Source organism: Chitinolyticbacter albus (assembly GCF_024437655.1).
Taxonomy (GTDB): Bacteria; Pseudomonadota; Gammaproteobacteria; order Burkholderiales; family Chitinibacteraceae; genus Chitinolyticbacter; species Chitinolyticbacter albus.
On sequence record NZ_JANBVF010000004.1, the window covers coordinates 301,165 to 313,441 of the forward strand.

Annotated in this window: 10 protein-coding genes; 3 read left to right on the forward strand and 7 right to left on the reverse strand. The window is 61.6% G+C overall.

Annotated features, from left to right (window positions below; all coding sequences use genetic code 11):
* Window positions 1-78: 78 nt before the first annotated feature.
* Both NLI84_RS03985 and NLI84_RS03990 read left to right on the forward strand, forming a co-directional pair.
* Window positions 79-993, forward strand: a complete 915-nt coding sequence (locus NLI84_RS03985) for a LysR family transcriptional regulator (RefSeq protein ID WP_255988324.1) — start codon at window positions 79-81, stop codon at window positions 991-993.
* A gap of 45 nt (window positions 994-1,038) precedes the next feature.
* Complete coding sequence (locus NLI84_RS03990; protein WP_255988326.1) at window positions 1,039-1,884, forward strand: hypothetical protein; 846 nt, start codon at window positions 1,039-1,041, stop codon at window positions 1,882-1,884.
* 296 nt (window positions 1,885-2,180) lie between these two features.
* Here the strand turns inward: NLI84_RS03990 and NLI84_RS03995 are convergent, their stop codons facing one another.
* The 6 genes from NLI84_RS03995 to mgtE form a co-directional block, all read right to left on the reverse strand.
* Complete coding sequence (locus tag NLI84_RS03995) at window positions 2,181-3,503, reverse strand: erythromycin esterase family protein (protein ID WP_255988328.1); 1,323 nt, start codon at window positions 3,501-3,503, stop codon at window positions 2,181-2,183.
* Between the two features lie 385 nt (window positions 3,504-3,888).
* On the reverse strand, window positions 3,889-4,113 hold the full coding sequence (locus NLI84_RS04000; RefSeq protein WP_255988329.1) for an RNA-binding S4 domain-containing protein: 225 nt from the start codon (window positions 4,111-4,113) through the stop codon (window positions 3,889-3,891).
* 35 nt (window positions 4,114-4,148) lie between these two features.
* Window positions 4,149-5,762 carry an NAD(P)/FAD-dependent oxidoreductase gene (locus NLI84_RS04005; RefSeq protein WP_255988331.1) on the reverse strand — a complete coding sequence of 538 codons (1,614 nt, stop codon included), beginning with the start codon at window positions 5,760-5,762 and terminating at the stop codon, window positions 4,149-4,151.
* Window positions 5,763-6,158: 396 nt separating this feature from the next.
* Window positions 6,159-7,316, reverse strand: a complete 1,158-nt coding sequence (locus tag NLI84_RS04010) for a hypothetical protein (protein ID WP_255988333.1) — start codon at window positions 7,314-7,316, stop codon at window positions 6,159-6,161.
* Between the two features lie 413 nt (window positions 7,317-7,729).
* Window positions 7,730-8,716, reverse strand: coding sequence for an oxygen-dependent tRNA uridine(34) hydroxylase TrhO (trhO, locus tag NLI84_RS04015; protein ID WP_255988334.1), 987 nt, complete (start codon window positions 8,714-8,716; stop codon window positions 7,730-7,732).
* A gap of 100 nt (window positions 8,717-8,816) precedes the next feature.
* The gene (gene mgtE, locus NLI84_RS04020; protein ID WP_255988335.1) at window positions 8,817-10,247 is read right to left on the reverse strand and encodes a magnesium transporter; all 1,431 of its coding nucleotides are present in this window, start codon (window positions 10,245-10,247) and stop codon (window positions 8,817-8,819) included.
* A gap of 451 nt (window positions 10,248-10,698) precedes the next feature.
* Here mgtE and corA point away from each other — a divergent pair, with 451 nt between their 5' ends.
* The gene (gene corA / locus NLI84_RS04025; RefSeq protein WP_255988336.1) at window positions 10,699-11,661 is read left to right on the forward strand and encodes a magnesium/cobalt transporter CorA; all 963 of its coding nucleotides are present in this window, start codon (window positions 10,699-10,701) and stop codon (window positions 11,659-11,661) included.
* Between the two features lie 16 nt (window positions 11,662-11,677).
* On the opposite strand, the gene NLI84_RS04030 is transcribed toward corA, so the two are convergent.
* On the reverse strand, window positions 11,678-12,277 hold a 600-nt coding region (locus tag NLI84_RS04030; RefSeq protein ID WP_255988337.1), incomplete at its 5' end, for a GGDEF domain-containing protein.

Below are 12,277 nucleotides of genomic sequence, written 5' to 3' on the forward strand. Positions count from 1 at the left end.
GGCGGTATGGCCGTACTGTGCGCCGGTGGTGGTTAAATCAAAATTGCCTATGTGGGCATGGTTGATATACAAAAACGCATGGCCGCCATCGAACCTGCCTGGGATCTCTATCGCACGCTGCTCGCCGTGCTTGAACACGGCTCGCTATCCGCTGCTGCCCGCGTGCTGGGGCTGACGCAGCCCACGGTGGGCCGGCAGATCGAGGCGCTGGAAACGCAGCTGGGCCTGCCGCTGTTCACCCGCTCGCAGACGGGCCTGTTGCCCACCGACGCCGCGCGGGCGCTACGGCCTCAGGCCGAGGCAATGCGCGCCAATGCCGCGGCGCTGTTGCGGTTGGCGCAGGGCAGTGCCGACGAGGTGCGCGGCGCGGTGCGGATCACCGTGTCGGAAATGGTCGGCATCGAGCTGCTGCCGCCGTTGCTCACGCCGCTGCGCGAGCAGCATCCCTTGCTGGTCTTGGAGCTGGTGCTGTCGGACCAGCTGCAGAACCTGCTGCAGCGCGATGCCGATATCGCGGTGCGGATGAGCCCACCGACGCAGGACGCCTTGCTGGCGCAGAAGGTCGGCACGGTCGGGCTGGGGCTGTATGCGCATCGCGACTATGCGCTGCGCCACGGCCTGCCGCAGCGGCTGGATGAGCTGGCGCAACATGCGCTGATCGGCTTCGATACCGAGCTGCCCTATATCCGCCGGCTGCGCGAGCAACTGTCGCTGCCGCTTAACCGCGACGAATTCGCCGCGCGCTGCGACAACACGCTGGCGCAGCTTGCGCTGCTGCGCGCCGGCTTCGGCATTGCCTTCTGCCAGCACGGCATCGCCGCGCGCGACCCGGCCTTGCTACCGGTGCTGCAAGCCGAGATCGGCTTTGGTTTCGACACCTGGGTGGTGATGCATGAGGATCTGCGCGGCAGCCGGCGGCATCGCGTGGTGTTCGATGCTTTGTTACAAGGAATCAAAAAGCACCTGAATGGAGAAGATGACAAGATAGAATAGGGGGTATTGCAATATCAAAATCATCAAAACCGGAAGGGGTTTAGCTTGAAAACAGCTATTGTGCTTTTTCTCTTGTGTGGCCAGGTTTTTGCCGCGGGTGAGCAGCGAAACTACCCTAACATCGGAGAGATAGAACTGTCATTTCCTGATGGAGCTGAGGAGTATCAATACATTAAATATGCGAAGCCCTCCAGGGCTTCCAACCGGGATACTATACAGACGCTGCAATCGCTTTGGGTGTTTGGGCTGTTGCCAGGGCTGGTTGGAGGAATGCTTGCAGTTCATTTGGAGCAGAAAAATAATGAGCCCGCGCCAAAAATACAGATAGGCCAGGAAAAAAGCGAAGATAGCGAGAAATTGACGGCGTTCCTTGCAAGTGAATCGCCTATGCTTCGTCAAGCTATCGAACGAGAATTGGTGACGCGATTGACAGGGAAGGGTTACGACCTGATTTCGCAGAGTATCAAACCAGCAGGGGAAAAGGAGACGTTTGGTGCCACGTTGAGCATCCACCCACGGGCAGCGTATGTGGAAGACACCTTGGAAAAGGTTTACTACCCATTTATTTTGGCAAGCGCTGTGCTACGGGAAAAAGGCTCTGGGGAAATTATAAAAGAGTGGGAGTTGAGCTATGGATATAACTTTCCAAATATGCCGACAACTCACGTAGGAACTGCTCGGGAGTATCGGATTCCCGTGGAGGAGGATATATATCAGAGTTTAAGCAAGGCGCAGCGCGGGTTGATTGCTGGAGGCGCCATGATAGCTGATCATTTGGCTGATGAACTGCTAGTCAAGGAAGCCCCAGTAGAAGAAGTTCCGGTAGAGCCACAATCTGAGAATGCCTCTTCTTCCTTTGATCTTGCTGACCAGTCGCCAGTGGCTAGTTAATTAAATGCCTTTGTCCTTTGTATGGCTCAGCGTTCGGCGCACATGTCTTGACATGCTGCTGCTGCGCCGGTTCCGGAATCGCCTTCTGCCAGCACAGTATCGCCGCTCGTGACCCGGTCCTGCTACCGGTACTGGTGCGGGATTTCGGTTGCGGTCTGGACGCCTGGGTGTTGATGCACGAGGACCTGCGCGGCAGCCTCCGCCATCGGATGGTGTTCGATGCGCTGGCGGACGGGCAGCATGCGCAGCTGGCCCCCTGAACGGCCATGTATGGTGGTTCAGGGGGCCTTCCTCGGTCAAGGCAGCGGTGTGGTCGCGTATTCCTTGAAGATGGCAGGCACGGCGGTCTTGTAATAGAACAGGCCGTTGTTAGTGCTGTCCGGGCCCAGTGTGAAGGTGGGTCCAGGGAAGCTAAGTAGCGCGGCGATAAGGGCAGGATCGCTGGGTTGATTGAGAAAGGCCGGGGTTTTGCCTAGCTCATCGAGCGAGAGTGTCTCGTAGCTTGGCATGCTATCAAGGGCCCAGGATTTCGTGGTATCGGTGTAGTCCACGACGCTGCCTTCTTTGGCCGTGTTTTTCACCACATACAGATCAGCTCCCCGGCTATCTCTCAGATAGGACGCCATGGAGGAGGGAAGAACGCAGTTGCCATTCTTACAAGTGCGAAGTACCGTCCCATGGCCAGTGTTAGACCAGAGTATGACTTTTTTCCCCGGATACAGATGCGTCATCGACCACATCACATTTTCCGCCATTTGTTTGTCACGCGGGTCGGGAATGGTCATCTGGGGCAGGTTGGCCTGCCGGACGACGTCTGCTACCAAGCCCTTGATCTGCAAACACCACCAGCCGGGGGTTTCGCGTGGGGTAGCGCCCTGGGTGTTATCGCTGCACAGCTCGTTCTGGAGTTGGGCGGCTACGGCATCGAACCCAGCGTGGTCCATTCCGCCCGACGTCAGCTCGGCTGCGCGTTTTGCCACCGATGCAAAACTGGCCCATTGCGCGTGTTGCAGGGCTGTGGAGTTGCGGCTTTGCAGGAAGCTGGTCAGGGCGGGAACGATTTCGTCGATCGAGGTGGCGCCCCCTAGCGGTACATCGACACCGCCCAGCAAGAGCGGCGTGGCTGTGGCGCGCTGTTGGTCGACGTACGACAGCACCTTGCGGCCAGCATCGCTCTTGGAATACATGAAGAAAATGCGGTTGGGGGCTAGATCGACCACGCTGGCATTCTTGTTGGTGGCACTGCGCCAGATGGCTTCGACGTCGAACATGGCGCTTTCCATCAGCAGCACTTCGAAGCCCTTGACCTTGTGCAGGTATTGCACTTGGCGATTCATCAATTCGAAGGCGTTGGCATCCCCGTGCGTATCTTCTGTCAGCGAAACAATGTGTGCGTCACCAACGGCATTGCCAAACGCGGCAAGATCGCTGAAATCGTCGTCGGGGCTGGCTACCAGAGTTTTGATGGGCGTGGCGCTGGAATTCACCCAATCGTAGACACTGCGTGGCACATCGAATTGTCCTATACGAACTGATCCCGATTTGCCTGAGCCATCACCGCCACCGCCACAGCCTGCGAGCGCCGCTAACCCGAGCAGAAGACACATTCCTTTTTTCATACCACCCCCCTTGATAAAGTACGGGCAGTGTAACACTCAAGAAAGAATTGTATGGGTCTGTGAAATTATTTGAGTTGTGCCGGTTGATGAGGCAGGAACGTGACCTCAGTAGGCAAGCGAATGCGGGTGAACGGTCGTCGGCGGTTGGAGCGGATATTGACACCGTGTTGCGACTCCACATCTTGGGACCTGAGAGAGGGGCTACAGCCGCGCTGTGAGCGCCAATTATCGGCGCGCATACTTGGTGGTCGCTGCGGCGATCAATGTGCAGCACCGGGCGCTTGGCGCCGCAGGTGTTGATGTCACCGACCCAGGCCAGCTCGACCAGCATGTTGAGGGCACGCGTTGACGGCGCGATCGACGCGTATTTACCACGGCGCGGGCTTTAGCCCTGGGCTGCGACCACGCGGATCTCGACGCCAGCCAGCGTCACCACTTGCCCGGCGCGGATCTTGTTGGTCTTGCGCAGCTCCTGCACGCCGTCGACCGAGACCGCGCCACTGGCGACCAGCGCCTTGCCGGCGCCGCCGCTGTCGGCCACGCCGGCGAGTTTCAACAGATCGCACAGCGCGATGTAGTCCTGGTAGAGCTGGATTTCGAGGATGTGCATAGGGAGTCTCGGTATGGGGTTGGTAGCGCTGCGCTTTATGCTGCCATCGCGCGGGCGACGGCTTCGGCGATCTCGATGCCGTCTACGCCGGCCGACAGAATGCCGCCAGCGTAACCTGCGCCTTCGCCGGCCGGGAACAGGCCCTTCACATTCAGGCTCTGCAGCGTGTCGCGGTCGCGGGTGATGCGTAGCGGCGAGCTGGTTCGCGTTTCCACGCCGGTCAGCATCGCGTCGTGCATGCTGTAGCCGCGGATCTGTCGCTCGAAGGCCGGCAGCGCTTCGCGCATGGCGATGATGGCGTAATCCGGCAGCGCCAGCGCGAGGTCGGTCAACGTCACGCCCGGCGTGTACGACGGCGCGACCGAGCCGAAATCCTTGGACGGGCGGCCGGCGAGGAAGTCGCCGACCAGCTGCCCGGGTGCGTTGTAATCGCTGCCGCCCAACTCGAAGGCGCGCGATTCGAGCTGGCGCTGGAACTCGATTCCGGCCAGCACGCCGCCAGGGTAGTCGGCTGGGGTGATGCCGACGACGAAGCCGGCGTTGGCATTGCGCTCGTTGCGCGAGTACTGGCTCATGCCGTTGGTGACGACGCGGTTCGGTTCGCTGGTGGCGGCGACCACGGTGCCGCCGGGGCACATGCAGAAGCTGTAGACCGAGCGGCCGTTGCTGGCGTGGTGCACCAGCTTGTAATCGGCGGCGCCGAGGATGGCATTGCCGGCCGATGGCCCGAAGCGCGCGGCGTCGATCACCGATTGCGGGTGCTCGATACGGAAACCGACCGAGAACGGCTTGGCTTCCATGAACACGCCGTGGCCGTGCAGCATCTCGAAGGTGTCGCGCGCGCTGTGGCCCAGCGCCAGCACCACATGATCCGATTCGATCACGCTGCCGTCGGCGAGCTTCACGCCACGCAGCTGCAGGCTGTCACCGGCCTTTTCCAGCAGCAGGTCGTCCACCTTGTGGTTGAAGCGGATCTCGCCGCCGAGCGCGATGATCTTGGCGCGCATCTCCTCGATCATGGTCACCAGGCGGAAGGTGCCGATATGCGGCTTGCTGACGTATTCGATCTCCGGCGGCGCACCGGCGGCGACAAATTCCTTCAGCACCTTGCGGCCGAGAAAACGTGGATCGCGGATCTGGCTGTAGAGCTTGCCGTCCGAAAAGGTGCCTGCGCCGCCTTCGCCGAACTGCACATTGGAATCGGGATTGAGCTCGCGTTTGCGCCACAGCCCCCAGGTGTCCTTGGTACGCTCGCGCACCGCCTTGCCGCGTTCGAGCACGATGGGGTTGAAGCCCATCTCGGCGAGGATCAGCGCGGCAAACAGGCCACAGGGGCCAAAGCCGACCACCAGCGGGCGCTTGGTCGGCGGGGAAGCCAGTTGCGCGACGTGGTGGTAGCTCATATCCGGCGTGCTGCTGACGCAGCGATCGCTCTCGAAGCGTTTCAATAGCACGGCTTCATTCTTCACTTCGGCGTCGACAATGTAGACCAGCAGGATGGCGGCCTTCTTGCGAGCGTCGTACGAACGTTGGAACACGGTGAAGTTGATGAGATCGGCCGGCTTGATGCCGAGCTTCTTGAGGACGGCGGCCGGCAGTTCGTCTTCGGTGTGGGTGAGCGGCAGCTTGATTTCGGTGATACGGATCATGGTGTGGGTCCTGGTGGCTTGTTACGCCACAAATTGACGGGATTGCTGGTGGTGCTATGCCGACGCGGTAACTTTTGCGGCGGCTGGTTGTTTTATTTGCTTAGCGCCTTCGGCGCGGTGTTTAGATGCCGGTTCCGCCCGGCGGACGGGTTCATTTCTTTTGCTTCGCCAAAAGAAACGAACCAAAGAAAAGGCGACCCCGCATCCGCGCCCTTCGGGTGCCCTCGCTGCGGACAATCGAGTCGGCGCCTGCGGGACTCGGCCTGCGGCCTCAAACATCCTCGGCGAAACCCCGCCCCGCTTGTTCCTCGCTCGGCGCTCCTGAGGGGAATTCGGGTGGTGTGCGGGTATGGCAGTCCAAACGAGAATTGGGGGCTGTCCCCAATTCTCCCTGCCTTACCTCCCCTGCAAGCCATGGCGGCGGATTGCTTCGTTGCAATACATTAGGAAGCGGCAAGCGCAGGCCGCGCCATCGGGGCGGTAGCTCCAGTCCCAGCACCAAGGGGCCCGTTGAGTGTCGATCGGAAACAGAATCATACTGCCCTCGGCCTGCTCGACCAGCCAGTCTGCGGGTAGCTCATCCATTCTGATGAAAAGCCTGTCCCTAAGCTCGATCCGGGCCCAAGCCAACTGCGAAGCACTCGCTTGCTGCAGACTGGCGATCTCGCCCCAGCCCAGTCGCCCATAGCGCCAACTGTACAGGCCATTTTTGGCCAGCACGACACGGTCGACGCCGCAAGCCAGTAACAACAAGGCCACAAGCAGGCAGGCGCCCCCTGCGGTGCTTAGCAAACCACTAAGGCCGCCTCCGGTCAGCAGGGCCAGCACACCGAACAGCGTTAGCCAGAACACGGATCGGCCAAAACGGCGCAGCGGGTAATACACCAGACCGCGCTTGTGAAAGGCCTCGGGCAAGACCGGAGCAGTCACATCAGCCGGCAAATGCGCCAGCAAGGCTGCCAGTTCATGCCGAAAACGGTGTGCGGGGTCGGCGTACTGCAGCCCGTTGACCTGCAAGGCCAGACTGGGATCGGGGTAAGCGCATATCCGCTGCAAGCGGCCATCCTCGTGGACAACGTGTAGCACGGCGCGCACCGCGGCTGCGGCATTGCGAGTTGACGCTTCCAAGAAGCCTGCATTCATACGCAACTCGATGCGCAATTGCAGCCTCTGCCACGGACAGATACCACCCTGACCAAGGCGTAGGCCGCCGCGATCGAAGGTCAGCAAATCACGATGGCTTCGTGGCCGCAAGCTGACAAGCCCCATGATTCCTACTACTAGCAATAGGGTTGGCAGCTGAATCAACCATACATCCAGCGTCTCCGGCATGGCTGTTTCAGTTTCCACCGCGGATTCCAGCCAGCTCAGCAGCCACCAAATTCCACCGCTGAGCAGCCATATCACGCCAACGAGGAGCGCAAGCGTGTACCAATTTTCCCGTCGTTCGTCGTGAGCGCTGATCACGCGCACTCCGAGCGTGCCCAGTTCATGCGGCGGGTGCGACATGGGCTTGTTCTCGGGCTCGGCCAGCCAGCCGCGCTTGAACATCATTGCCACTCCCAAAGCACCGTCAGCCATCCTTGCATATCACGTTGTATTCAGCGGCGCACCGCCTCAACTCGCTACAGCAGAAGGTCCCAGGCTCAATGAGCGGGATCGGGGTCAGACTACGAATTTTGAGCAAACCTAAGGAACACAGTGCGCCCGTGCACAAATGCGGGCACATGGTTTTCCTCCCCTTTGCCAAGCGCCGAAGGAGTGGAGCGAGACCTTAGGCTCGCGACCGACTGAGGGTAGCCCGGAGGGTCGCAAGGCGGGGTCGCCTTTTCTTTGGTTCGTTTCTTTTGGCGAAGCAAAAGAAATGAACCCGTCCGCCGGGCGGAACCGGGATCAACCCCCGCGCCGTAGGCGCTAACCGCCTCGCCTTTGCTCTACCTCAACCGACGCGCAACTCGCGTCCCCCACTACTCCCCACGTTTATTGGCTTCCGCCGCCTCCACCTTCCGCAGCACCTTCTCCTGCCGCCGCCGCTCGGCCACGTCGGAGACGTCACCCCCAATATGCTGCTCCCCCCGTACCTGCGCCAGCCGCACCTGGCGTTCGCGCTCGATAAAGGCCTGTAGCTGTTCTGGGCTGTGCTGGTCATGGCAGTGCGGGCAGCTCACGCCGGCGCGGTAGTGCTCGCTTTGCTTGTCCGCTTCGGTGATCGGCAAGCGGCAGGCATGGCACAGATCGTACTGGCCCTTCTGCAGCTGGTGGTCGACCGAGACCCGGCCGTCAAATACAAAACATTCCCCCTCCCACATCGTCTCTTCGGCCGGCACGTCTTCCAGGTATTGCAGGATGCCACCTTCCAGGTGGTAGACCTCATCGAAGCCCTGCTCCTTGAGGTAAGCGGTCGATTTTTCGCAGCGGATGCCGCCGGTACAGAACATCGCCACGCGCTTGTGCTGCTTGGGATCGAGGTGCTGCTGCACGTAGCCGGGGAATTCGCGAAAGCTTTCGGTCTTGGGGTTGATCGCGCCCTTGAAGGTGCCGATCTGCACCTCGTAATCATTGCGGGTATCGACCAGCAGCACGTCCGGCTGCGAGATTAGCGCGTTCCAATCCTTGGGCTTCACATAGGTGCCGACCACGCGTTGTGGATCGATGCCTGCCACACCCATGGTGACGATCTCTTTCTTCAGCTTCACCTTGGTGCGGTTGAACGGCTGGGTTTCGTCGTACGAGAGCTTGTACGAGATCTCGCCCACGCGTGGGTTCAGCCAGGCCAGCATCGCGTCGATCGCGGCCTGGCTGCCGGCCACGGTGCCGTTGATGCCCTCGGCGGCGAGCAGCAGCGTGCCGCGGATGCCGTGCTCGTCGAGCAGGTCTTGCAGCGGAGCGCGCAGGTTGGCGAAATCGGGCAGCCCAACGAATTTGTAGAGGGCGCAGACGGTGATGCTGGACATCGCTATTCCTCGGAGCCAGGCATTGGCTCAATAAACGGGAGGTCTTCCCGTGTAAAAACAAGGAATTATGCCGCCAAGCGCGGCGGCTTGCCAGCCTGGATTACGTCAGGAACACCGTCGCCAGCCCCAAAAAGATGAAGAAGCCCATGCTGTCGGTGCTGGCGGTGAGCAGCACGCTGGAACCGTAGGCGGGGTCGCGCCCCAGCTTCTGCATCGTCATCGGCACCAGGATGGCGACGAGCGCCGCCACCTGCAAATTGAGCACCATGGCGCCCATCATCACGGCGCCGAGCGCGATCTGGCCGTACAGCGCCCAGGCGATCAGCCCCAGCACCGCGCCCCACACCGTGCCGTTCAAGAGGGCGATGCCCAGCTCCTTGATGACGAGCCGGCGCGCGTTGCCGGCGGTGATCTGGCCCAGTGCCAGGCCACGGATGATCAGCGTCATGGTCTGGGTGCCGGTGTTGCCACCGATGCCGGAGACGATGGGCATCAGCGTGGCCAACGCAACGAGGTGGGCGATGGTGGTCTCGAACGCGCCGATCACCCGGCTGGCGAGAAAGGCCGTGCAGATATTGAGCGCCAGCCACGGACCGCGGTTTTTGGCTGATTTCCAGATACTGGAAAACAGATCCTCTTCCTTCAGGCCGGCGAAGGAGAGCACGTCCGATTCATCGCGGATCACGTCGACCATGTCGTCGACGGTGAGCCGGCCGATCACGCGGTGGTTGCTGTCGAGCACCGGCGCCGACACCAGATCGTAGCGCTCGAAGGCGTTGGCGGCGTCATCCACATGCTCGTCCGGGGCGAACACCACCACGTCGGTGGCCATCACCTCGGCGACGGTACGCGCCGGAGCGTTCAGCAGCAGGCGCTTCAAGGACAACACGCCCTTGAGCGTGCGTTCGCGGTCGATCACGAACAGCTTGTCGGTGTTCTTGGGCAGGTTCTGGAAGCGGCGCAGATAGCGCAGCACGGCTTCGAGCGTCACGTCCTGGCGCACGGTGACCATGTCGAAATCCATGATCGAGCCGACTTCGTTCTCGCGGTACGAGAGCGCGCTCTGTACCTGGGCGCGTTCATCGTCATCCAGCCCGCCCATGACTTCGGACAGCACGTGCTCGGGCAGATCGGGCGCGAGGTCCGCCAGTTCATCGGCGTCGAGCGAGCCCGCGGCGGCGACGATCTCGTGGTTCTCCATCGCGTCCAGCAGCGATTCGCGTACCGCGTCCGATACTTCCAGCAGGATTTCGCCGTCACGCTCGGTGCGCACCAGCTCCCATACCGTCAGCCGGTCGGGCAGCGGCAGCGCTTCGAGCAAATCGGCGATGTCGGCCGAGTGCAGGCGCTCGAGCTTGACGGAGAGTTCGGCCAGGTTCTGCTTGTGCACCAGCTGCTCGACGAGGTCATGCTTGGGCATGTCCTGCCGGTGCACCATGCCCTCGACCAGCTTGTGTCGCGCCAACAGGCGTTGCACCTGGGCCAGCGTGTCCTGGAAGTTTTCCTGGGTCTTGCGCGTGGTGGTGGTCATGGCGTTTTCCGCTCTGCTATCGGGCTGGGGCCAGCCGGAACCTGGCCGTATGGCGGGCCGGCGAGGCTGCCCGCGTGGCAGCCTAGCACGGCTGTGTGATGTGAATGAACGGCTAGAACCTGTTCATGGTCTTTTCGCGCCAGCGTTTGCGAGAGTGCCGATCGCGAGCAAGGCACGCGCTGCGCCGTGGTACGGGTACCCTCAGCGGCTTGTCACGCCGCGCGTGATCGGCAATGTCGCAAGCTCGAAGGGCTGCGCCGTAAAACGGTCATTCACTGCGTTGCATGCCTTGCCAATAACGCCGTTATTGGCTGCGTCCTGCGCCTTGTGCCTGACCGTTTTACGGGGCAGCGCTGGAGCGAAAAGATCATGAACAGGTTCTTACAAGGCAACGCATCGCGATTCCCTTATAATCGCGCGGCCTGCCCCATCCTGCCGTCCGAGGTGCTCCATGCTTGCTGCGTTCGTTCTCGCCGAAGGGCGTCTGCGCCAGATTCCGGTGACGACGGCGGCCGAGCTCGCGCAGCCTTCGGTGGTGTGGGTCGATCTGGTCGATCCGACCGACGACGAGCGTGAGCTGGTGCAGGCGGTATTCCGGGTCGAGCTGCCCGAAGACGAAGATCTCGAGGATATCGAGGAATCCGCCCGCTGCTATGTCGACCATGCCGGGCTGCATATCAATTCCTACTTCCTGCACCAGGACAGCGACGGCGCCGACAACGTGACGGTGGCCTTCCACCTGAACCGCGGCCGGCTGTTGACCATGCGGCAGGAAGAGCTGGCGGTGTTCCGGCTGTTCCGCTTGCGCGCGCGCGTGCAGAGCGGCTTCGTCGAGACGGCCGAGGATATCCTGCTCTCTATCTACGCGATCTCGGTCGAATACGACGCCGACGTGCTCGAAGGCATCTATACCGCGCTCGACCAGGTCAGTCAGGAAGTGCTCAAGCGCGCCGACGAGATCAACGACGAGAAGATGGGCGAGACGCTGGCCCATATCGCCAAGCAGGAAGACGTGAACGGCAAGGTGCGGCTCGATCTGATGGATACGCGCCGTGCGCTTTCCTTCCTGCTGCGTAGCCGCGTGCTCGATCGCGAGCAGGAGAATGATCTGCGCGAGATCCTGCGTGACCTGGAATCGTTGAACAACCACACCGGCTTCCTGTTCGAGAAGATCAACTTCCTGATGGATGCGGTGATGGGCCTGATCAACCTGGCGCAGAACAAGATCATCAAGATCTTCTCGATCGCCAGCGTGGTGTTTCTGCCGCCTACGCTGGTGGCCAGCATCTACGGCATGAACTTCGCGCGGATGCCTGAGTTGAGCCAGGCTTGGGGCTACCCGGTGGCGCTGGTGCTGATGGTGTGCTCGGGCATCGCACCCTACTGGTTCTTCAAGCGCAAGGGCTGGCTGTAGCCCGGCACCTCAGCGCTCAGGTGTGCTCGCGTGGGCCGTGCTGGTCGGCGATCACGTAGCGGTTCTTGCCGGCACGCTTGGCCACGTACATCGCCGCATCCGCCCGATCCAGCAGCTCGTCCACCGTGACCGGATCGGCCGGCTCATGCAGCGCGATGCCGATGCTGGTGGTCAGCCGCACCGACTGGCCGCCTTCGAGTGTGATCGGCCGCTGCATCGCGTTGACCACCTTGTCGGCGATCAGTACCGCGTCGTGGCGGGCACTGGTCACATCTTCCAGCAGGACGGTGAACTCGTCGCCGCCAAGGCGCGCCACGGTGTCGGTGGTGCGCACGCTGGCGACGAGGCGCCGGGCGAATTCGCGCAGCGCCTCGTCGCCAGCGTCATGGCCACGCTGGTCGTTCACGCCCTTGAAGCCATCGAGATCCAGGAACATCAGTACCAGCGGCTTGCCGTGGCGCTGCTGGCGGGCAAAAGCCTCGGCAATGCGCTTCATGATCGCGCGCCGGTTGGGCAGACCGGTCAGCGTATCCTCCTGCGCCATGCGTTCCATCTTCGCCTGTGCGGTCTTGAGCGCGGTGATGTCGTAGCCGAGCACGTAGTAGCCGTCGCCGGC